Annotated in this window: 19 protein-coding genes; 12 read left to right on the top strand and 7 right to left on the bottom strand. The window is 50.9% G+C overall.

Going from position 1 to position 21,439, the window contains the following annotated elements; genetic code table 11:
• The first annotated feature begins 43 nt into the window (after positions 1-43).
• Together yhdP and tldD are read left to right on the top strand one after the other, a co-directional pair.
• Positions 44-3,844, top strand: a complete 3,801-nt coding sequence (yhdP, locus tag ACJHXB_RS03325; protein WP_001253531.1) for an AsmA2 domain-containing protein YhdP — start codon at positions 44-46, stop codon at positions 3,842-3,844.
• Between the two features lie 155 nt (positions 3,845-3,999).
• A complete protein-coding gene (tldD, locus tag ACJHXB_RS03320; RefSeq protein WP_000055909.1) occupies positions 4,000-5,445 on the top strand; it encodes a metalloprotease TldD in 1,446 nt (481 codons plus the stop codon).
• 127 nt (positions 5,446-5,572) lie between these two features.
• Here tldD and aaeR read toward each other — a convergent pair whose 3' ends face one another.
• Positions 5,573-6,502 carry an HTH-type transcriptional activator AaeR gene (gene aaeR / locus ACJHXB_RS03315; RefSeq protein ID WP_000440317.1) on the bottom strand — a complete coding sequence of 310 codons (930 nt, stop codon included), beginning with the start codon at positions 6,500-6,502 and terminating at the stop codon, positions 5,573-5,575.
• Positions 6,503-6,684: 182 nt separating this feature from the next.
• Between aaeR and aaeX the strand changes: the two genes are divergently transcribed.
• The 4 genes from aaeX to ACJHXB_RS03295 all read left to right on the top strand — a co-directional run bounded on the left by aaeX (position 6,685) and on the right by ACJHXB_RS03295 (position 10,165).
• A complete protein-coding gene (aaeX, locus tag ACJHXB_RS03310) occupies positions 6,685-6,888 on the top strand; it encodes a p-hydroxybenzoic acid efflux pump operon protein AaeX (RefSeq protein ID WP_000051841.1) in 204 nt (67 codons plus the stop codon).
• A 7-nt stretch (positions 6,889-6,895) separates the two neighbouring features.
• Positions 6,896-7,828, top strand: coding sequence for a p-hydroxybenzoic acid efflux pump subunit AaeA (gene aaeA, locus ACJHXB_RS03305; RefSeq protein ID WP_000854033.1), 933 nt, complete (start codon positions 6,896-6,898; stop codon positions 7,826-7,828).
• A gap of 5 nt (positions 7,829-7,833) precedes the next feature.
• A complete protein-coding gene (gene aaeB, locus ACJHXB_RS03300) occupies positions 7,834-9,801 on the top strand; it encodes a p-hydroxybenzoic acid efflux pump subunit AaeB (RefSeq protein ID WP_000510962.1) in 1,968 nt (655 codons plus the stop codon).
• Between the two features lie 91 nt (positions 9,802-9,892).
• A complete protein-coding gene (locus ACJHXB_RS03295) occupies positions 9,893-10,165 on the top strand; it encodes a barstar family protein (protein ID WP_001029005.1) in 273 nt (90 codons plus the stop codon).
• A 54-nt stretch (positions 10,166-10,219) separates the two neighbouring features.
• Here ACJHXB_RS03295 and yhcN read toward each other — a convergent pair whose 3' ends face one another.
• Complete coding sequence (gene yhcN / locus ACJHXB_RS03290; RefSeq protein WP_000695690.1) at positions 10,220-10,483, bottom strand: peroxide/acid stress response protein YhcN; 264 nt, start codon at positions 10,481-10,483, stop codon at positions 10,220-10,222.
• 364 nt (positions 10,484-10,847) lie between these two features.
• On the bottom strand, positions 10,848-11,318 hold the full coding sequence (gene argR, locus ACJHXB_RS03285; protein ID WP_001257846.1) for a transcriptional regulator ArgR: 471 nt from the start codon (positions 11,316-11,318) through the stop codon (positions 10,848-10,850).
• A gap of 434 nt (positions 11,319-11,752) precedes the next feature.
• On the opposite strand from argR, the gene mdh reads away from it, so the two are divergent.
• Positions 11,753-12,691, top strand: a complete 939-nt coding sequence (mdh, locus tag ACJHXB_RS03280) for a malate dehydrogenase (RefSeq protein WP_001469265.1) — start codon at positions 11,753-11,755, stop codon at positions 12,689-12,691.
• Positions 12,692-12,753: 62 nt separating this feature from the next.
• Here the strand turns inward: mdh and degS are convergent, their stop codons facing one another.
• From degS to zapG, 3 genes are all read right to left on the bottom strand, one after another.
• Positions 12,754-13,821, bottom strand: coding sequence for an outer membrane-stress sensor serine endopeptidase DegS (gene degS / locus ACJHXB_RS03275; protein ID WP_000497723.1), 1,068 nt, complete (start codon positions 13,819-13,821; stop codon positions 12,754-12,756).
• A gap of 89 nt (positions 13,822-13,910) precedes the next feature.
• On the bottom strand, positions 13,911-15,278 hold the full coding sequence (gene degQ, locus ACJHXB_RS03270; RefSeq protein ID WP_001316675.1) for a serine endoprotease DegQ: 1,368 nt from the start codon (positions 15,276-15,278) through the stop codon (positions 13,911-13,913).
• A 153-nt stretch (positions 15,279-15,431) separates the two neighbouring features.
• Positions 15,432-15,830, bottom strand: a complete 399-nt coding sequence (gene zapG, locus ACJHXB_RS03265; protein WP_001295270.1) for a Z-ring associated protein ZapG — start codon at positions 15,828-15,830, stop codon at positions 15,432-15,434.
• A 193-nt stretch (positions 15,831-16,023) separates the two neighbouring features.
• Between zapG and zapE the strand changes: the two genes are divergently transcribed.
• The 5 genes from zapE to sspB all read left to right on the top strand — a co-directional run bounded on the left by zapE (position 16,024) and on the right by sspB (position 19,742).
• The gene (gene zapE, locus ACJHXB_RS03260) at positions 16,024-17,151 is read left to right on the top strand and encodes a cell division protein ZapE (protein ID WP_001192328.1); all 1,128 of its coding nucleotides are present in this window, start codon (positions 16,024-16,026) and stop codon (positions 17,149-17,151) included.
• Positions 17,152-17,369: 218 nt separating this feature from the next.
• Positions 17,370-17,798, top strand: a complete 429-nt coding sequence (gene rplM, locus ACJHXB_RS03255; protein WP_000847559.1) for a 50S ribosomal protein L13 — start codon at positions 17,370-17,372, stop codon at positions 17,796-17,798.
• Positions 17,799-17,813: 15 nt separating this feature from the next.
• Complete coding sequence (gene rpsI, locus ACJHXB_RS03250; protein WP_000829818.1) at positions 17,814-18,206, top strand: 30S ribosomal protein S9; 393 nt, start codon at positions 17,814-17,816, stop codon at positions 18,204-18,206.
• Positions 18,207-18,600: 394 nt separating this feature from the next.
• Positions 18,601-19,239, top strand: coding sequence for a stringent starvation protein SspA (sspA, locus tag ACJHXB_RS03245; protein ID WP_000257293.1), 639 nt, complete (start codon positions 18,601-18,603; stop codon positions 19,237-19,239).
• 5 nt (positions 19,240-19,244) lie between these two features.
• Positions 19,245-19,742, top strand: a complete 498-nt coding sequence (gene sspB, locus ACJHXB_RS03240; protein WP_000366126.1) for a ClpXP protease specificity-enhancing factor — start codon at positions 19,245-19,247, stop codon at positions 19,740-19,742.
• A gap of 43 nt (positions 19,743-19,785) precedes the next feature.
• Here the strand turns inward: sspB and dcuC are convergent, their stop codons facing one another.
• Positions 19,786-21,153 (bottom strand): anaerobic C4-dicarboxylate transporter DcuC, encoded by a 1,368-nt coding sequence (gene dcuC, locus ACJHXB_RS03235; protein ID WP_000466989.1) that lies wholly within the window; start codon positions 21,151-21,153, stop codon positions 19,786-19,788.
• Positions 21,154-21,439 lie beyond the last annotated feature (286 nt).

Below are 21,439 nucleotides of genomic sequence, written 5' to 3'. Positions count from 1 at the left end.
AAAGGGTTTTTGAGTCACATTTTTAGCAGACAAGGAGTGACGGGTGAGGCGATTGCCGGGGATTTTACTGCTTACTGGAGCCGCGCTCGTTGTGATCGCTGCCCTGCTGGTTAGCGGCCTGCGTATTGCTTTACCGCATCTTGACGCCTGGCGTCCGGAAATCCTCAACAAAATAGAATCCGCGACTGGCATGCCGGTAGAAGCCAGTCAGCTCTCAGCCAGCTGGCAGAATTTTGGCCCGACGCTTGAAGCGCACGACATCCGTGCAGAACTAAAAGATGGCGGCGAATTTTCGGTTAAACGCGTTACTCTGGCGCTGGATGTCTGGCAAAGCCTGTTACATATGCGCTGGCAATTTCGTGATCTCACTTTCTGGCAGCTGCGCTTTCGCACCAACACTCCTATCACCAGCGGTGGTGGTAATGATAGCCTGGAAGCCAGTCACATCAGCGATCTGTTTCTTCGTCAGTTCGACCATTTTGATCTCCGCGACAGTGAAGTCAGTTTCCTGACGCCATCCGGTCAGCGCGCCGAGCTGGCGATCCCACAACTCACCTGGCTGAACGATCCACGTCGACACCGTGCAGAAGGCCTGGTAAGCCTCTCCAGCCTTACCGGACAGCACGGCGTGATGCAGGTGCGCATGGATTTGCGTGATGATGAGGGGTTGTTAAGCAATGGTCGCGTCTGGCTCCAGGCGGATGACATCGACCTGAAGCCGTGGCTCGGTAAATGGATGCAGGACAATATTGCGCTGGAAACGGCGCAGTTCTCCCTTGAAGGCTGGATGACGATCGATAAAGGCGATGTAACCGGTGGCGACGTCTGGCTGAAACAGGGCGGTGCCAGCTGGTTGGGCGAGAAGGAAACGCATACGCTGTCGGTGGATAATCTGACCGCGCATATTACGCGTGAAAATCCGGGATGGCAGTTCTCTATTCCCGATACACGGATCACGATGGACGGCAAACCCTGGCCGAGCGGAGCATTGACGCTGGCCTGGATACCGGAACAGGACGTTGGCGGCAAAGACAATAAACGCAGTGACGAACTCCGGATTCGCGCCAGTAATCTGGAGCTGGCAGGCCTGGAGGGCATACGCCCGCTGGCCGCGAAACTTTCACCTGCACTGGGTGATGTTTGGCGCTCCACACAACCGAGCGGCAAGATTAACACGCTGGCGCTGGATATCCCGCTTCAGGCGGCAGACAAGACCCGTTTTCAGGCATCGTGGAGCGATCTGGCCTGGAAGCAATGGAAATTATTACCGGGTGCGGAACACTTCTCCGGGACGCTTTCCGGCAGCGTTGAAAATGGTTTGCTTACCGCGTCGATGAAGCAGGCAAAGATGCCTTACGAAACGGTATTCCGTGCGCCACTGGAAATCGCCGACGGCCAGGCAACTATAAGCTGGCTGAACAATGACAAAGGTTTCCAGCTGGATGGGCGTAATATTGACGTTAAAGCCAAAGCCGTCCATGCGCGCGGCGGTTTTCGTTACCTGCAACCTGCTAACGATGAACCCTGGCTGGGTATTCTGGCTGGCATCAGTACCGATGATGGTTCACAAGCCTGGCGCTATTTCCCGGAAAACTTGATGGGTAAAGACCTGGTTGATTACTTAAGTGGCGCGATTCAGGGCGGTGAAGCGGATAACGCGACGCTGGTTTATGGTGGCAATCCGCAACTCTTCCCCTATAAACACAACGAAGGTCAGTTTGAAGTGCTGGTGCCGCTGCGCAACGCGAAGTTTGCCTTCCAGCCGGACTGGCCTGCATTAACTAACCTTGATATTGAACTGGACTTTATTAACGACGGTTTATGGATGAAAACCGATGGCGTTAATCTGGGCGGCGTGCGCGCGAGTAATCTCACCGCAGTGATCCCTGACTACTCGAAAGAAAAACTGCTGATTGACGCTGACATTAAAGGTCCGGGTAAAGCCGTTGGCCCTTACTTTGATGAGACACCGCTGAAAGATTCTCTGGGTGCGACCCTGCAAGAACTCCAGCTCGATGGCGATGTGAATGCTCGCTTACATCTTGATATCCCGCTGAACGGCGAGCTGGTAACCGCGAAAGGTGAAGTGACGCTGCGTAATAACAGTCTGTTTATCAAACCACTCGACAGCACCCTGAAAAATTTGAGCGGTAAATTCAGCTTTATCAATGGCGATCTGCAAAGTGAACCGCTGACAGCAAGCTGGTTTAATCAGCCGTTGAACGTGGATTTTTCCACCAAAGAAGGGGCAAAAGCCTACCAGGTAGCGGTAAACCTCAACGGTAACTGGCAACCGGCGAAAACCGGCGTTCTGCCTGAAGCGGTGAACGAAGCATTGAGTGGCAGCGTGGCGTGGGATGGTAAAGTGGGCATTGATCTGCCTTATCATGCTGGTGCGACCTATAACGTAGAGCTGAACGGCGATCTAAAGAATGTGAGCAGTCACTTACCTTCACCGTTAGCCAAACCTGCGGGTGAACCACTAGCGGTAAACGTTAAGGTTGATGGCAATCTCAACAGCTTTGAATTAACCGGACAGGCTGGTGCGGATAATCATTTCAATAGCCGCTGGTTGCTCGGTCAAAAGCTCACGCTCGACCGTGCTATTTGGGCGGCAGACAGTAAAACGCTCCCGCCGTTGCCGGAACAAAGTGGCGTTGAACTCAATATGCCGCCGATGAATGGTGCCGAGTGGCTGGCCCTGTTTCAGAAAGGTGCGGCGGAGAGTGTCGGTGGTGCAGCGAGTTTCCCACAACACATAACGTTACGTACGCCTATGTTGTCGCTGGGAAATCAGCAATGGAATAACCTGAGTATTGTTTCGCAACCGACGGCAAATGGCACCCAGGTTGAGGCGCAAGGGCGTGAAATCAACGCCACGCTGGCGATGCGTAATAACGCGCCGTGGCTGGCGAATATCAAATATCTTTATTACAACCCGAGCGTGGCGAAAACTCGTGGTGATTCAACACAGTCATCACCTTTCCCGACAACGGAACGCATTAACTTCCGTGGCTGGCCGGACGCCCAAATACGATGCGCAGAGTGCTGGTTCTGGGGGCAAAAATTCGGGCGCATTGACAGTGATATCACCATTTCTGGCAATACATTAACGCTTACTAATGGACTGATTGATACTGGTTTTTCGCGGCTCACTGCCGATGGTGAATGGATTAACAATCCGGGGAATGAACGTACCTCGCTGAAAGGAAAACTGCGCGGGCAGAAAATTGATGCCGCCGCAGAATTTTTTGGTGTCACGACGCCCATACGCCAGTCGTCATTTAATGTGGATTACGATTTACACTGGCGCAAAGCACCGTGGCAGCCAGATGAGGCGACGTTGAATGGCATCATTCATACTCAACTGGGTAAAGGCGAAATTACCGAAATCAATACCGGACATGCCGGGCAATTGCTGCGCTTATTGAGCGTAGATGCCCTGATGCGTAAGCTGCGTTTTGATTTCAGAGACACTTTTGGCGAAGGGTTCTATTTTGACTCCATTCGCAGCACCGCGTGGATTAAAGACGGCGTTATGCACACCGACGACACGTTGGTGGATGGCCTGGAAGCGGACATTGCCATGAAAGGGTCGGTAAATCTGGTGCGTCGCGACCTGAATATGGAAGCGGTTGTCGCACCAGAGATTTCTGCGACGGTGGGCGTGGCTGCGGCTTTTGCGGTTAACCCCATTGTTGGCGCGGCAGTGTTTGCAGCCAGTAAAGTGCTGGGGCCGCTGTGGAGCAAAGTCTCCATTTTGCGCTATCACATTTCGGGTCCGCTGGACGATCCGCAAATCAACGAAGTGTTGCGCCAACCGCGTAAAGAAAAAGCGCAATGATTTGACGAGGGCGCGTAATTGCCCCAATCTCATATGATAATCGTTGCCAAAGGCCAACGAGCCGGAACATAACCGTAGGCCGGATAGGGCGTTCACGCCGCATCCGGCAGCCGTAAAAAATCCTCTACTGCAGTAACTAACGAGTAGCAAAAACGATGAGTCTGAACCTGGTAAGTGAACAATTGCTAGCGGCGAACGGCCTGAAACATCAGGACTTGTTCGCGATCCTCGGTCAACTGGCCGAACGTCGCCTTGATTATGGCGATCTCTATTTTCAGTCGAGCTATCACGAATCCTGGGTTTTAGAAGACCGCATTATTAAAGATGGTTCTTACAACATCGATCAGGGTGTTGGTGTGCGTGCAATCAGCGGTGAAAAAACCGGATTTGCTTACGCAGACCAAATCAGCCTGCTGGCGCTGGAACAGAGTGCGCAAGCGGCGCGCACCATCGTCCGTGATAGTGGTGATGGCAAAGTACAGACGCTGGGCGCGGTAGAGCATAGCCCGTTGTATACCTCGGTAGATCCGCTGCAAAGCATGAGCCGTGAAGAGAAGCTGGATATCCTGCGTCGCGTCGATAAGGTTGCCCGCGAAGCGGACAAGCGCGTACAAGAAGTGACTGCCAGCCTCAGCGGCGTTTATGAATTAATTCTGGTTGCGGCCACCGACGGCACGCTGGCGGCGGATGTTCGTCCGCTGGTGCGTCTTTCCGTGAGCGTTCTGGTCGAAGAAGATGGCAAACGCGAACGCGGTGCCAGTGGCGGCGGCGGTCGTTTTGGTTATGAGTTCTTCCTTGCCGATCTTGACGGTGAAGTCCGTGCGGATGCATGGGCAAAAGAAGCAGTGCGTATGGCGCTGGTCAATCTTTCTGCCGTCGCCGCACCAGCAGGCACCATGCCGGTAGTACTTGGCGCAGGTTGGCCGGGCGTGCTGTTGCATGAAGCGGTGGGGCACGGTCTGGAAGGCGACTTCAACCGCCGTGGCACTTCAGTATTTAGTGGACAGGTCGGGGAGCTGGTGGCTTCAGAACTGTGTACCGTGGTTGATGACGGTACGATGGTCGATCGCCGTGGTTCGGTGGCGATTGATGATGAAGGTACGCCAGGTCAGTACAACGTGCTGATTGAGAATGGCATCCTGAAAGGCTACATGCAGGATAAACTCAACGCGCGTTTGATGGGCATGACGCCGACTGGCAACGGTCGCCGTGAATCCTACGCTCATCTGCCGATGCCGCGTATGACCAACACCTATATGCTGCCGGGTAAATCGACCCCGCAGGAAATTATTGAATCCGTTGAGTACGGTATCTATGCACCGAACTTTGGTGGCGGTCAGGTGGATATCACCTCCGGCAAATTCGTTTTCTCCACTTCAGAAGCGTATCTGATTGAAAACGGTAAAGTAACGAAGCCGGTGAAAGGCGCAACGTTGATTGGTTCCGGTATCGAAACCATGCAGCAGATTTCGATGGTTGGCAACGACCTGAAACTGGATAACGGCGTGGGTGTCTGCGGTAAAGAAGGGCAAAGTTTGCCGGTTGGCGTGGGCCAGCCAACGCTGAAAGTTGATAACCTGACTGTTGGCGGTACCGCGTAATAATTTCAGTATTTTCAGAAGGATAATTAATCCTTTTACATGCACGAACGGTCCCCTCGCCCCTCTGGGATTAGGGTGAGGGGACCCCATTGGCACAGGTTTGTACAACGTAACAGTATAATATTAATTACTTCTCTTTCCCGCGCCCGTGCATCTCCTGAAACAATTTACCGACCTCAACAAAATAATCCGTTAGCGAGTTGATCACGACTTGTACCTTCAGCGGCAGCTTATCTTTTTCGGTATATAACGCATAAACCGGGCGTGGATCTGACTGATAACGCGGCAGCAGGATCTCCAGCTCCCCACGATTGATCTCGTTGATCACCCACATCAGCGGCACGTAGGCGATCCCGGCACCCGCCGTCAGCCAGCGCACCAGCGTCATCGGATCATTAGTCACAAATCTTCCTTGTGGGATCAGGCGAGTCGAGATCCCTTCCGGTGCGATCAGTTCAAATTCATTGTCGGGCCGCACGCTGTATTCAAGCCATGAATGACTACTCAAATCGGCGGGTTTTTCCGGTATGCCGTATTGTGTGAGATAGCTTTTCGCGGCGCACACCACCATTGGCATCGCGCCCAGACGGCGGGAAAACAGGCTGGAATCCTGCAACGCGCCGACGCGGATCACCACATCCAGACCGTCGGCAATCAGGTCGGGGGCAGGAATTCCGGTAACCAGATTGACGCTCAAACCTGGGTATTCTTTCAGCATTTTTGCTGTCAGCCCGGCGAGAACATTTTGTGCCATAGTTGAAGAACAGCCAATGCGCAGCGTCCCGATGGGGGTGTTATTGAAGGCATACAGTTGCTCATGAACATCCTGCACTTCATGGAGCATCCGACGGCAGCCCTGGTAGTAAATTCTACCGGCTTCGGTCAGGCCAATGCTGCGTGTGCTACGGTTTAACAGCTTTACCTGCAACTCATCTTCCAGTTTTGACACCGTCTGACTGATGGACGAAACGCTCATCTGTAGCTGTCTGGCGGCGGCGGTAAAAGAGCCAAATTCAACTACTTTGGCAAACACCGACATGCGTTTTAGTCGTTCCATTATTCACTCTGACTTAAAAGTGATTTAGATCACATAATATAGATAACAGCATAACAGTTACGCTAATATATTAAATATCAATCTACAGCAATGTTGCTCTCGCCCGGCTTTCCATGCCCTTCTCTGCGGCGACAGATGCTGAAAATAATAACGCCTGCTCTCTCTATACAACCAAGGTCAACATGAGTCTGTTTCCCGTTATCGTGGTGTTTGGGCTGTCCTTCCCACCGATATTTTTTGAATTGCTTTTATCACTGGCGATTTTCTGGCTGGTGCGCCGGGTACTTGTGCCAACAGGTATCTACGACTTTGTCTGGCATCCGGCGTTGTTCAACACCGCGCTCTATTGCTGTTTGTTTTATTTGATATCGCGACTGTTCGTTTGAGGTTGAAGTGAAAACACTAATAAGAAAATTCTCCCGTACGGCCATCACGGTCGTATTAGTCATTCTGGCCTTCATCGCAATTTTTAATGCCTGGGTCTATTACACCGAATCCCCGTGGACGCGTGACGCGCGCTTTAGCGCTGACGTCGTTGCGATCGCGCCGGACGTTTCTGGACTTATCACCCAGGTGAATGTTCATGATAACCAGCTGGTGAAAAAAGGACAGGTACTGTTCACCATCGACCAGCCGCGCTATCAAAAGGCGCTTGAGGAAGCGCAAGCCGATGTTGCTTATTATCAGGTACTGGCACAGGAGAAACGCCAGGAGGCCGGACGTCGTAACCGTCTCGGTGTGCAGGCGATGTCTCGCGAAGAGATCGATCAGGCCAACAACGTACTACAAACGGTTCTGCATCAGTTAGCGAAAGCGCAGGCGACCCGCGATCTGGCAAAACTGGATCTTGAACGCACGGTGATCCGCGCGCCAGCAGATGGCTGGGTGACCAACCTCAACGTCTATACCGGTGAGTTTATTACCCGTGGATCAACGGCGGTTGCGCTGGTGAAACAGAACTCCTTCTATGTACTGGCCTATATGGAAGAAACTAAGCTGGAAGGGGTGCGCCCTGGGTATCGTGCAGAGATCACGCCGCTTGGCAGTAACAAAGTGCTAAAAGGGACTGTTGATAGTGTTGCCGCAGGGGTCACCAACGCCAGCAGCACGCGTGACGACAAAGGGATGGCGACCATCGACTCTAACCTTGAATGGGTGCGTTTGGCGCAACGTGTTCCGGTTCGTATTCGTCTCGACAACCAGCAAGAGAACATCTGGCCTGCGGGCACCACTGCTACAGTGGTGGTCACTGGCAAACAAGATCGCGACGAAAGCCAGGATTCGTTCTTCCGTAAAATGGCCCATCGCCTGCGTGAGTTTGGTTAATCACGATGGGTATTTTCTCCATTGCTAACCAACATATTCGCTTTGCGGTAAAACTGGCGACCGCCATTGTACTGGCGCTGTTTGTTGGCTTTCACTTCCAGCTGGAAACGCCACGCTGGGCAGTACTGACAGCGGCGATTGTTGCCGCCGGTCCGGCCTTTGCTGCGGGAGGTGAACCGTATTCTGGCGCTATTCGCTATCGTGGCTTTTTGCGCATCATCGGCACATTTATTGGCTGTATTGCCGGACTGGTGATCATCATTGCGATGATCCGCGCACCATTATTGATGATTCTGGTGTGCTGTATCTGGGCCGGTTTTTGTACCTGGATATCCTCGCTGGTACGAATAGAAAACTCGTATGCGTGGGGGCTGGCCGGTTATACCGCGCTGATCATTGTGATCACCATTCAGCCGGAACCATTGCTTACGCCGCAGTTTGCCGTCGAACGTTGTAGCGAGATCGTTATCGGTATTGTGTGTGCGATTATGGCGGATTTGCTCTTTTCTCCGCGATCGATCAAACAAGAAGTGGATCGAGAGCTGGAAAGTTTGCTGGTCGCGCAATATCAATTAATGCAACTCTGTATTAAGCATGGCGATGGTGAAGTTGTCGATAAAGCCTGGGGCGATCTGGTGCGACGCACCACGGCGTTACAAGGTATGCGCAGCAACCTGAATATGGAATCTTCCCGCTGGGCGCGGGCCAATCGACGTTTAAAAGCGATCAATACGCTATCGCTGACGCTGATTACACAATCCTGCGAAACTTATCTTATTCAGAATACGCGCCCGGAATTGATCACTGATACTTTCCGCGAATTTTTTGACACGCCGGTAGAAACCGCGCAGGACGTCCACAAGCAGCTCAAACGCCTGCGGAGAGTTATCGCCTGGACCGGGGAACGGGAAACGCCTGTCACCATTTATAGCTGGGTCGCGGCGGCAACGCGTTATCAGCTTCTCAAGCGCGGCGTTATCAGTAACACAAAAATCAACGCCACCGAAGAAGAGATCCTGCAAGGCGAACCGGAAGTCAAAGTAGAGTCAGCCGAACGTCATCATGCGATGGTTAACTTCTGGCGAACCACTCTTTCCTGCATTCTGGGGACGCTTTTCTGGCTGTGGACGGGCTGGACTTCCGGCAGTGGTGCAATGGTGATGATTGCGGTAGTGACGTCACTGGCAATGCGTTTGCCAAATCCACGCATGGTGGCGATCGACTTTATCTACGGGACGCTGGCCGCGCTGCCGTTAGGGCTGCTCTACTTTTTGGTGATTATCCCTAATACTCAACAGAGCATGTTGCTGCTGTGTATTAGCCTGGCAGTGCTGGGATTCTTCCTCGGTATAGAAGTACAGAAACGGCGACTGGGCTCGATGGGGGCGCTGGCCAGCACCATAAATATTATCGTGCTGGATAACCCGATGACTTTCCATTTCAGTCAGTTTCTCGACAGCGCATTAGGGCAAATCGTCGGCTGTGTGCTCGCGTTCACCGTTATTTTGCTGGTGCGGGATAAATCGCGCGACAGGACTGGACGTGTACTGCTTAATCAGTTCGTTTCTGCTGCTGTTTCCGCGATGACTACCAATGTGGCACGTCGTAAAGAGAACCACCTCCCGGCACTTTATCAGCAGCTGTTTTTGCTGATGAATAAGTTCCCAGGGGATTTGCCGAAATTTCGCCTGGCGCTGACGATGATTATCGCGCACCAGCGCCTGCGTGATGCGCCGATCCCGGTTAACGAGGATTTATCGGCGTTTCACCGACAAATGCGCCGCACAGCAGACCATGTGATATCTGCCCGTAGCGATGATAAACGTCGTCGGTACTTTGGCCAGTTGCTGGAAGAACTTGAAATCTATCAGGAAAAGCTACGCATCTGGCAAGCGCCACCGCAGGTGACGGAACCGGTTCATCGGCTGGCGGGGATGCTGCATAAGTATCAACATGCGTTGACCGATAGTTAAGTCAAAACCGACGCCAAAAGCGTCGGTTTTTTCATGGCTATACTTAGCGATGAACGGCAGAACTCGCCGCGAAACGTGACGGTGGCAACAGATGAATATTTATACCTTTGATTTTGATGAGATTGAGAGTCAGGAGGATTTTTATCGCGACTTCAGCCAAGCCTTTGGTCTGGCGAAAGATAAGGTACGCGATCTCGACTCACTATGGGATGTGTTAATGAACGATGTCCTGCCGCTACCACTTGAGATTGAATTTGTTCATCTGGGAGAGAAAACGCGTCGCCGTTTTGGCGCGTTAATATTGCTGTTTGATGAGGCAGAGGAAGAGCTGGAAGGGCATTTGCGTTTTAATGTTCGTCATTAGCGCAAAAAAAGCCCCCGAACCGGGGGCAATATCGTCGGACAAGACGATGAGGGTTTATTTGTACAGTTCAGCCGTAGCGTGCCAAGTGTCACCACTACGAGCTTCAGTAATCTGGTAGGCCGTTGCGCCTTTCTCTTCCGCTTTTTTGTTCAGCATTTCACGCATATCCATTGGCGAAGACGCCACACCACTTACGGATACGGTCCCGATTGCTTCACGATTTTGTGCTTGTGCAGCATCAATGGAGTCGGCAGCGAATGCACCGAAAGAGAGAACAGAAAGTACGCTTAATGCAGCAACAGTGGTTTTGATTTTCATGATTTTTACCTCGACATAATCTTTTAGCTGGGCCTTTGTTTCGTGACCCATATCACAAAATCAAGTATACACTAATTGTTGGACTAATTAATACCACGCTAACTGTTTCAGTTGATACTAAGTGTTAAAAATGTGAATTTTAATAACAAAAAAGAATTAAAAACACGGTTATTTATTATTAATTCTATTGTTTTCAATTAGATAATGAATTTTGCATAATGTGCTTTTTTTACCGTATGTATTCATTGTGTGAATGACATGTCGCAGTAAAACGCACTATTCGTTAAATTAATCGCAGAGGAAAGCAGGGGGTTGAGAGGGATAAGCAACATTTTCCCCGCCGCCAGAAGCGACGGGGCAGAGATTAAAGCTCCTGGTCGAACAGCTCTAAAATCGCTTCGTACAGGTCTTTGACGGTGAAACCGTTAGCAGGGGTAGTAAAGATGGTGTCATCGCCAGCGATGGTGCCCAGAATACCTTCTGCTTTGCCCAGTGAGTCCAGCAGGCGAGCAATTAACTGCGCCGCGCCAGGGCTGGTATGAATCACGACAACTGCATCGTTGTAGTCGATATCCAGCACCAGATTTTTCAATGGACTGGAGGTGGTTGGTACACCCAGTTCAGCTGGCAGGCAGTAAACCATTTCCATTTTGGCATTGCGTGTACGTACAGCACCAAACTTGGTCAACATCCGCGAGACTTTAGACTGATTAATATTGTCAAAGCCTTGCTCCTGCAACGCGGCGACGATTTCGCCCTGGGAGCTAAATTTCTCTTCTTTAAGTAATGCTTTAAATGCTTTAACTAGTTCTTCTTGCTTAGCCGAGCTTCGCATAAGTCACCCGATATGGTGGTTGATACAACATTATTGTGCATACAGATGAATTTTTATGCAAACAGTCAGCCCTGAAGAAGGCTGAAATAATGTTATGAAAGAGCGGGATTTTATCAAATTTCGTTATTGAGAAACATGCCTGCGTCACGGCATGCAAATTCTGCTTAAAAGTAAATTAATTGTTATCAAATTGATGTTGTTTTGGCTGAACGGTAGGGTATATTGTCACCACCTGTTGGAATGTTGCGCTAATGCATAAGCGACTGTTAATTACGTAAGTTAGGTTCCTGATTACGGCAATTAAATGCATAAACGCTAAACTTGCGTGACTACACATTCTTGAGATGTGGTCATTGTAAACGGCAATTTTGTGGATTAAGGTCGCGGCAGCGGAGCAACATATCTTAGTTTATCAATATAATAAGGAGTTTAGGATGAAAGTCGCAGTCCTCGGCGCTGCTGGCGGTATTGGCCAGGCGCTTGCACTACTGTTAAAAACCCAACTGCCTTCAGGTTCAGAACTCTCTCTGTATGATATCGCTCCAGTGACTCCCGGTGTGGCTGTCGATCTGAGCCATATCCCTACTGCTGTGAAAATCAAAGGTTTTTCTGGTGAAGATGCGACTCCGGCGCTGGAAGGCGCAGATGTCGTTCTTATCTCTGCAGGTGTAGCGCGTAAACCGGGTATGGATCGTTCCGACCTGTTTAACGTTAACGCCGGCATCGTGAAAAATCTGGTACAGCAAGTTGCGAAAACCTGCCCGAAAGCGTGCATTGGTATTATCACTAACCCGGTTAACACCACAGTTGCGATTGCTGCTGAAGTGCTGAAAAAAGCCGGTGTTTATGACAAAAATAAACTGTTCGGCGTTACCACGCTGGATATCATTCGTTCCAACACCTTTGTTGCGGAACTGAAAGGCAAACAGCCAGGCGAAGTTGAAGTGCCGGTTATTGGCGGTCACTCTGGTGTTACCATTCTGCCGCTGCTGTCACAGGTTCCTGGCGTTAGCTTTACCGAGCAGGAAGTGGCTGATCTGACCAAACGTATCCAGAACGCGGGTACTGAGGTGGTTGAAGCGAAAGCCGGTGGCGGGTCTGCAACCCTGTCTATGGGCCAGGCAGCTGCACGTTTTGGTCTGTCTCTGGTTCGCGCACTGCAGGGCGAACAAGGCGTTGTCGAATGTGCCTACGTTGAAGGCGACGGTCAGTACGCACGTTTCTTCTCTCAACCGCTGCTGCTGGGTAAAAACGGCGTGGAAGAGCGTAAATTTATCGGCACCCTGAGCGCATTTGAACAGAACGCGCTGGAAGGTATGCTGGATACGCTGAAGAAAGATATCGCCCTGGGCGAAGAGTTCGTTAATAAGTAATTGATTAGCGGATAATAAAAAACCGGAGCACAGACTCCGGTTTTTTGTTTTGAGCGCACGACTTAATTGGTTGCCGGATATTCCTGAATGGTGACCTGCAGCGTTAACTGCTTATCATCACGCATCACTACAACCGGGATCACCGAGCCAGGGCGAATTTCCGCCACCTGATCCATCGTCTCCAGAGCAGAGATGGCCGGTTTGTTATCCACCGAAATAATCAAATCATTGACCTGAATACCCGCATTCGCCGCCGGGCCGTCAGGTGACACTTCATTAACCACGATCCCTTGCAGTTGATCTATACCACCGCCTTGCGCGTGCAGTGGTGCGATCTCACGTCCGCCGATACCAATGTAGCCGCGGATCACGCGACCATCGCGGATCAGCTTATCCATAATTTTGGTTGCCAACTGGAAAGGAATCGCAAAGCCGATACCTTCCGGCGTTTCGCCATCGTTACTCTTATCAAACGACAGCGTGTTAATGCCCATCAGTTCGCCCAGCGAGTTCACCAGCGCGCCGCCAGAGTTACCGTGGTTAATGGAAGCATCGGTTTGCAGGAAGTTTTGCCGCCCGGTCGGGTTCAGACCAATTCGACCCGTGGCACTAATAATCCCCTGGGTAATGGTCTGCCCGAGGTTGTACGGGTTACCGATCGCCAGTACCACGTCACCAATGTGCGGTACGCGACGTGCATTGATTGGAATGGTAGGTAAACCGCCAGTGGCATTAATTTTAAGTACCGCCAGATCGGTTAGAGAGTCAGATCCCACCAGTAATGCTTCAAATACACGTCCATCCTGTAAGGCGACGATGATCTGATCGGCGTCGTTGATGACGTGTTTATTGGTGATGATATAACCGCGTTGATCCATGATTACACCGGATCCCAGGGTGCGGATCTCAAGCTGGTTGTGAGAGTTGGTGTTCAAACCACGGTTGTAAACGTTAACCACCGCTGGCGCGGCGCGGCGAACCGCCAGATTATAGCTGGCAGGCGTCTCATCGGTACTGTCAAATTGAGGAGTGGAAAGCGGGTTAAGGCTGCGCAGCGAAGGCATGGCAACCAGCAGAATAGCGCCGACAATTAATCCAATCGCAACGGAACGTAAGAGCTTCACAAACATGATGGAGGCGTCATTAAAAAAGGGAACGGCAGCAGCATACCACGAGTTAACCGGACATCACACGTCAGCCTGATGCCCGGTTTACGACATTAACGCATCAGCAGATAGATGCTTTCATTGCCGCGTACAATTTGCAGGGCGATGATGGCCGGTTTTGCCGCCAGCACTTTACGCATTTCAGCAATCGAGTTCACCCGATCGCGGTTGACGCCAATGATCACATCGTCTTTTTGCAAGCCTGCCTGAGCAGCTGGGCTTCCTTTGACAACCTCATCGATCTTAATACCTTTGCCGCCATCTTTTAGCTGACCATCGCTCAACGTTGCACCTTCCAGCGCTGGCGTGATCATTTCAGCGCTGGCCGACGAAGAGGTGCTGGTATCGAGCGTCACTTCTACTTCCAGTGGTTTGCCGTTACGCAGCAGGCCTAGCTTCACTTTCGTGCCCGGCTCGGTGGTTGCGATACGAGAGCGCAACTCAGCAAAGCTATTCAGCGGTTTGCCGTTGAGGCTGGTAATAATATCGCCCGCTTTGATGCCCGCTTTTGCCGAGCCAGAACCTGGCAACACTTCGCTGACAAACGCGCCACGCTGCACGTCAAGGTTGAAGGCTTTGGCGATATCGGCACTCATCTCTGTGCCTTTGATGCCTAACAGACCGCGTTTGATTTCACCAAAGTCGATAAGCTGCTGCGCCAGTGTTCGCGCCATATTACTGGGGATGGCAAATCCAATCCCGACGCTCCCGCCGCCAGGCGCAAGGATTGCCGTGTTGATGCCAATTAACTCACCGTTAAGGTTTAACAGTGCACCGCCGGAGTTACCGCGGTTAATGGAAGCATCTGTCTGGATAAAGTTTTCCAGACCTTCAAGATTCAACCCACTGCGGCCTAATGCGGAAACAATGCCAGAGGTGGCGGTTTGCCCAAGGCCAAATGGGTTACCGACCGCCACGGCAAAATCACCGACGCGCAATTTATCGGAGTCGGCAATAGCGATTTGCGTTAATTTGCTCGGGTTTTGAATTTGCAACAGGGCGATATCGCTCTGGTCATCGCTACCAATCAGTTTTGCATCAAACTCGCGCCCATCATTGAGCTGAATACTGATTTTCTGTGCCTGATTAATCACATGGTTGTTAGTCAGCACATAGCCTTTACTGGCGTTGATGATGACACCGGAGCCTAAACCTTCGAAGGGTTGTGCCGGTTGATCCGGTAAATCATCACCAAAAAACTTTTTGAATTCTTCCGGGATTTTCTGTCCCTGACTGGCCGTTCCTTCCACCCGTACGCTCACCACTGCCGGAAGCACTTTTTCCAGCATTGGGGCCAGACTGGGGAGAGGGGCCTGATCGGCAACCTGGCCTGGAATCGACGCAACGGCCTGAAATGACGCCGAGAGAGTTAACCCGACACTTAACGCTAATGCACTCAACAGCTGGGTTTGTTTTTTCATTATTCCTGCTCTCGTACCTGAATGATAAGAAAAGAGATTCAAAACAGTTTGATGTTATTGAATTTTCAGACGGCTAACAATGAGACACCAGATTAAATGATAGTCGGGGAGGGAAAGAAGAGGAGGGCGCAATGGCTGCGCCCGAAAAATAAATTAGTCGCGCTTCGCGCCAGTACGCAGCAGGCCGGACGCGCCTTCAGAATAGTCGCGAGGCATCTGCACCGGTGCCTGATCGTTGCTGGCTTCAGACTCTGCCAGACGATTACGGAACGGGTTTGCTTCAGCAGACAGTTCCGGCAGCAGGCTGCTGGAGCTTTTCGCCATGTGTTGATACAGCTGGCGATAGTCGTGCGCCATGGTATCCAGTAATTCCGCGCTGCGGGCAAAGTGGCTAACCAGCTCTTCGCGATACTCGTCCAGTTCAGCTTTATTCTTTTCCAGTTCGTACTGCAACGCCTGTTGCTGGCGTAGTTTACGATTACCAAAACGCATGGCCACAGCACCAATAATGATGCCGACGACTAACCCAATTAGCGCATATTCCCAGGTCATGAACATCTCCCGTTGTCTTTTGTTTCCGTAGGGTGTTGGCTTCAGGCTCCATGCCTGCGGCTGATTATGCCACTATAACCGTTAATTCCACAGAAGTGGAATCCCGACTGCATATCGCGTAGTGTAGAACGGCCTTTTTTTCGTCAACCGTGAACAACGGCGCACCGATTATTCAAGGAATAACAATAAGATCATGCAAAGCGTTACCCCAACATCGCAATACCTGAAGGCGCTCAATGAAGGCAGCCATCAACCCGACGACGTTCAAAAAGAGGCCGTCAGCCGCCTGGAAATTATTTATCAGGAACTCATCAATAGCACGCCTCCAGCCCCCAGGACGAGTGGGCTAATGGCGCGGGTTGGTAAGCTGTGGGGTAAACGTGAAGACACAAAGCATACGCCAGTGCGTGGCTTATATATGTGGGGCGGGGTAGGACGCGGGAAAACCTGGCTGATGGACCTTTTCTATCAAAGCCTGCCGGGAGAGCGGAAACAGCGTCTGCACTTTCACCGTTTTATGCTGCGGGTACATGAAGAGCTAACTGCTTTGCAGGGGCAGACCGATCCGCTGGAAATTATTGCCGATCGCTTTAAAGCAGAAACTGACGTGCTCTGTTTTGACGAATTTTTTGTTTCTGATATTACCGATGCCATGCTACTTGGCGGTCTGATGAAAGCCCTGTTCGCCCGCGGTATTACCCTGGTAGCGACGTCAAATATTCCGCCGGACGAACTTTATCGAAATGGCCTACAACGTGCGTGTTTTTTGCCTGCAATCGATGCCATTAAACAGCATTGTGATGTAATGAACGTGGACGCTGGTGTTGACTATCGACTGCGTACGCTTACTCAGGCGCATCTGTGGCTTTCACCCCTCAACGATGAAACCCGGGCGCAAATGGATAAACTATGGTTGGCGCTGGCGGGGGCGAAACGAGAAAATTCACCGACGTTAGAAATCAACCATCGACCGTTGGCGACAATGGGCGTCGAGAACCAGACGCTGGCGGTCTCTTTTACTACGCTGTGCGTTGATGCCCGCAGTCAGCATGACTATATTGCGCTCTCACGCCTCTTTCACACGGTCATGTTGTTTGATGTGCCGGTCATGACGCGGTTGATGGAGAGCGAAGCGCGGCGCTTTATTGCGCTGGTGGATGAGTTTTACGAGCGCCATGTCAAATTAGTGGTGAGTGCAGAAGTGCCGCTATATGACATTTATCAGGGCGAGCGGCTGAAGTTTGAGTTCCAGCGTTGCCTGTCACGTCTGCAAGAGATGCAAAGCGAAGAGTATTTGAAGCGCGAGCATTTAGCGGGTTAAAACCTGCCACAAATCACAAAAAGGGGTCGATCTTTGACCCCGACTTCTCTATAATCCTGCGACCCCACGTTACAAGAAAGTTTTTTTCCCAAAACTTTTTGTGTGCTGGCATAGGCTATTCGAAGGGGTAGGTTTGCCGGACTTTGTCGTGTGAACCTCAACAATTGAAGACGTTTGGGTGTTCACCAACGTGTAACTATTTATTGGGTAAGCTTTTAATGAAAACTTTTACAGCTAAACCAGAAACCGTAAAACGCGACTGGTATGTTGTTGACGCGACCGGTAAAACTCTGGGCCGTCTGGCTACTGAACTGGCTCGTCGCCTGCGCGGTAAGCACAAAGCGGAATACACTCCGCACGTAGATACCGGTGATTACATCATCGTTCTGAACGCTGACAAAGTTGCTGTAACCGGCAACAAGCGTACTGACAAAGTGTACTATCACCACACCGGCCACATCGGTGGTATCAAACAAGCGACCTTTGAAGAGATGATTGCTCGCCGTCCTGAGCGTGTGATTGAAATCGCGGTTAAAGGCATGTTGCCAAAAGGCCCGCTGGGTCGTGCTATGTTCCGTAAACTGAAAGTTTACGCGGGTAACGAGCACAACCACGCGGCACAGCAACCGCAAGTTCTTGACATCTAATCGGGATTATAGGCAATGGCTGAAAATCAATACTACGGCACTGGTCGCCGCAAAAGTTCCGCAGCTCGCGTTTTCATCAAACCGGGCAACGGTAAAATCGTAATCAACCAACGTTCTCTGGAACAGTACTTCGGTCGTGAAACTGCCCGCATGGTAGTTCGTCAGCCGCTGGAACTGGTCGACATGGTTGAGAAACTGGACCTGTACATCACCGTTAAAGGTGGTGGTATCTCTGGTCAGGCTGGTGCGATCCGTCACGGTATCACCCGCGCTCTGATGGAATACGACGAGTCCCTGCGTTCTGAACTGCGTAAAGCTGGCTTCGTTACTCGTGACGCTCGTCAGGTTGAACGTAAGAAAGTCGGTCTGCGTAAAGCACGTCGTCGTCCGCAGTTCTCCAAACGTTAATTGGCTTCTGCTCCGGCAGAAAACAATTTGCGAAAAAACCCGCTTCGGCGGGTTTTTTTATGGCTAAATTCTGAATCAGCGTAAAAAATGGAAAGTTGCTTTTTGCTGCCGTCTGACAGACAGGTAAAACAAAAACCACATCGCCAATAAGGGACTAAGTCAACTATTTCAGACTAAAGCGCATCTCTTTTTCCCCATTTCCGGCATCGACTCACCACAAAGGTCGCAAAATCTGGTAAACTATCATCCAATTTTCTGCCCAAATGTCGGGTATTGCTCATTTTTTGTTTGATTTTCGAACAAAGAGAGTCGTTCCTTACTGGGTAACACAACTTCTGACTGGCCACCTGGTGGCTGGTAGCAGTAAAAATTCTGACTATACCTGGAGGTTTTCATGGCTGTCGCTGCCAACAAACGTTCGGTAATGACGCTGTTTTCCGGTCCTACTGACATCTATAGCCATCAGGTCCGCATTGTGCTGGCTGAGAAAGGTGTAAGTTTCGAGATCGAACACGTGGAAAAGGACAATCCGCCTCAGGATCTGATTGACCTCAACCCGAATCAGAGCGTTCCGACCCTGGTGGATCGTGAGCTGACCCTGTGGGAATCTCGCATCATTATGGAATATCTGGATGAGCGTTTCCCGCATCCGCCACTGATGCCTGTTTACCCGGTAGCTCGCGGTGAAAGCCGTCTGTACATGCATCGCATCGAAAAAGATTGGTACACGCTGATGAACACCATCATCAACGGTTCAGCTTCTGAAGCAGATGCCGCACGTAAGCAACTGCGCGAAGAACTGCTGGCGATTGCGCCGGTCTTCGGTCAGAAGCCGTACTTCCTGAGCGATGAGTTCAGCCTGGTCGATTGCTACCTTGCTCCGCTGCTGTGGCGTTTGCCGCAACTGGGCATCGAGTTCAGCGGCCCGGGTGCGAAAGAGCTGAAAGGCTATATGACCCGCGTCTTTGAGCGTGACTCTTTCCTTGCTTCTTTAACTGAAGCTGAACGTGAAATGCGTCTGGGCCGGAGTTAATCTGTATGGATTTGTCACAGCTAACACCACGTCGTCCCTATCTGCTGCGTGCATTCTATGAGTGGTTGCTGGATAACCAGCTCACGCCGCACCTGGTGGTGGATGTGACGCTCCCTGGCGTGCAGGTTCCTATGGAATATGCGCGTGACGGGCAAATCGTACTCAACATTGCGCCGCGAGCTGTCGGCAATCTGGAACTGGCGAATGATGAGGTGCGCTTTAACGCGCGCTTTGGTGGCATTCCGCGTCAGGTTTCTGTGCCGCTGGCTGCCGTGCTGGCTATCTACGCCCGTGAAAATGGCGCAGGCACGATGTTTGAACCTGAAGCTGCCTACGATGAAGATGCCAGCATCATGAATGATGAAGAGGCATCGGCAGACAACGAAACCGTTATGTCGGTTATTGATGGCGACAAGCCAGATCACGATGATGACACTCATCCTGACGATGAACCACCGCAGCCACCACGTGGTGGTCGACCAGCATTACGCGTTGTGAAGTAATACTAAAACAGGCCCTGGCGGCCTGTTTTGTCTTTTTAATGACTTAATAAAATAGCGTGATTGTGGCAATCATATTCACCACGAAACCGACTGCCATGGGGATCGCTGTCCGCTTCACTACCGCAAAAGGCGAAACGCCTGCAATTCCTGACGTAACGACCACCACCGCAGTAATCGGCGAAACAGCGCGCGCTAGCGTCGTGGCAAAATGCATCGGCATAATCATTACAACCGCTGGTACATGTAGTCCGGCTGCGATATTCGGAATAAGACTGGCAAATGACATAAACGGCGCATTGCCTGAGCCCATCACAATGGCACAAATGGCAATGACCAGCGCCATAATAATCATCACGCCAATACCGCCCAGGCCAGAATGCTCCGCACCCCTGATAACCGCATCGACAGTGCCAATCGTCGTTAAGCCTTTCGCAAATATTTCACCCGCGACCACCAGCGTTACCACGTTGGCAAACTGCGTACCCATGCCGTCAAAAAACGCCTGCACATCGTCCATTGTTTCGCGCAAGTTATGCTTGCGGAAGAACTCAACAAACATCGTCACCGTCAAACTCAGTAACATCACCACCACCAGATGCAGTTCTGACTGCATCAGCCCGACGTGGGCAAGGAACAGCGAGCCGAGCATCAGGATTAACGGCATCACCGGTAAAATGGCGTAATAGAGCGGCGGGACATTATCGAGAGCTTTTTGCTCTGCCTGTTCGTGATTGATATTTTTATCTTTTTTGTCGAAAGCGCGTTGCACGAAAAAGTGGGAGATCGCCACCGAGATAATGACACAAGAGGCGACCGGAAGCTGGTAGTGGAAGAAGTAAGTGGCAATTTTCATTCCCGCTACCTGGGCAGCAAAAATGGAGTTCGTTTCCAGAATCCCCCACTCAATGGACATCGTGGTTGCGATAACCGCCACCGCAGAGAGGCGACTTACTCCCAGACTCACCAGCGTCGGAAATAAGGTGACCATCAGCAACATACCCAGACCGGAGGCGCTGGTAATAAACTGCGCCATGATTTGGCCGATGACGTAAGTTGCCGACAGAATAATATACGGCGAGCGAATGAGTTTTAACGGGCGGCTTAACAAGCTCACCATCGCGCGACTTGCCCCTATGCGCTCCATATAGCGGGCATAACCGCCCACTGCCATAATCGACAGCCCCAATCCGGCAATGCGGTTGGACAGCATGCGCAGGATTTCATTATAAATATCGACGATCAAGTAGCCGCTGCTTTTGGCGGGATCGAGCACACCACCGAACCCTAACCAGACACCGCACATCATCAGGAAGATACCTGCGGCAGCCAGCACCACCTGAGGTTTGTAGTTTTTCAGGATCAAATAGCCCATCGTAATTAATACGATGACAGATATAATTATGCCGAACATTGTTGAACTCCGTGTCAAAAGAAAACGGTCAATCCCATAAACGGCAGATTGAAAACAATGATGTTATATTTTTTGCAAGGCTATTTATGGTGCGGATGTCGTGTTTTTAATTGTAGGTGAGGTGATTTTTCATTAAAAAATATGCGCTTATGATTATTTTGTAAGAACACATTCATAATATTCATAATGCTCGTGAATAGTCTTATAAATAATTCAATCGGGATGTTTTTATCTGCGTTACATTAATTTTTCGCAATAGTTAATTATTCCGTTAATTATGGTAATG

Origin of the sequence: Escherichia sp. WS3227_2, from assembly GCF_046486495.1 — a bacterium.
Lineage (GTDB): Bacteria > Pseudomonadota > Gammaproteobacteria > Enterobacterales > Enterobacteriaceae > Escherichia > Escherichia coli.
The sequence above is the reverse complement of the archived record's forward strand: the minus strand, read 5'-3'. Positions and strand labels throughout refer to the sequence as shown.

Bases quoted from the DNA above. Each gene is read 5' to 3' on its own strand.
- tldD (WP_000055909.1), top strand. From the start codon at position 4,000: ATGAGTCTGAACCTGGTAAGTGAACAATTGCTAGCGGCGAACGGCCTG.
- aaeR (WP_000440317.1), bottom strand. From the start codon at position 6,502: ATGGAACGACTAAAACGCATGTCGGTGTTTGCCAAAGTAGTTGAATTT.
- aaeX (WP_000051841.1), top strand. From the start codon at position 6,685: ATGAGTCTGTTTCCCGTTATCGTGGTGTTTGGGCTGTCCTTCCCACCG.
- aaeB (WP_000510962.1), top strand. From the start codon at position 7,834: ATGGGTATTTTCTCCATTGCTAACCAACATATTCGCTTTGCGGTAAAA.
- ACJHXB_RS03295 (WP_001029005.1), top strand. From the start codon at position 9,893: ATGAATATTTATACCTTTGATTTTGATGAGATTGAGAGTCAGGAGGAT.
- yhcN (WP_000695690.1), bottom strand. From the start codon at position 10,483: ATGAAAATCAAAACCACTGTTGCTGCATTAAGCGTACTTTCTGTTCTC.
- argR (WP_001257846.1), bottom strand. From the start codon at position 11,318: ATGCGAAGCTCGGCTAAGCAAGAAGAACTAGTTAAAGCATTTAAAGCA.
- mdh (WP_001469265.1), top strand. From the start codon at position 11,753: ATGAAAGTCGCAGTCCTCGGCGCTGCTGGCGGTATTGGCCAGGCGCTT.
- degS (WP_000497723.1), bottom strand. From the start codon at position 13,821: ATGTTTGTGAAGCTCTTACGTTCCGTTGCGATTGGATTAATTGTCGGC.
- degQ (WP_001316675.1), bottom strand. From the start codon at position 15,278: ATGAAAAAACAAACCCAGCTGTTGAGTGCATTAGCGTTAAGTGTCGGG.
- zapG (WP_001295270.1), bottom strand. From the start codon at position 15,830: ATGACCTGGGAATATGCGCTAATTGGGTTAGTCGTCGGCATCATTATT.
- zapE (WP_001192328.1), top strand. From the start codon at position 16,024: ATGCAAAGCGTTACCCCAACATCGCAATACCTGAAGGCGCTCAATGAA.
- rplM (WP_000847559.1), top strand. From the start codon at position 17,370: ATGAAAACTTTTACAGCTAAACCAGAAACCGTAAAACGCGACTGGTAT.
- rpsI (WP_000829818.1), top strand. From the start codon at position 17,814: ATGGCTGAAAATCAATACTACGGCACTGGTCGCCGCAAAAGTTCCGCA.
- sspA (WP_000257293.1), top strand. From the start codon at position 18,601: ATGGCTGTCGCTGCCAACAAACGTTCGGTAATGACGCTGTTTTCCGGT.
- sspB (WP_000366126.1), top strand. From the start codon at position 19,245: ATGGATTTGTCACAGCTAACACCACGTCGTCCCTATCTGCTGCGTGCA.
- dcuC (WP_000466989.1), bottom strand. From the start codon at position 21,153: ATGTTCGGCATAATTATATCTGTCATCGTATTAATTACGATGGGCTAT.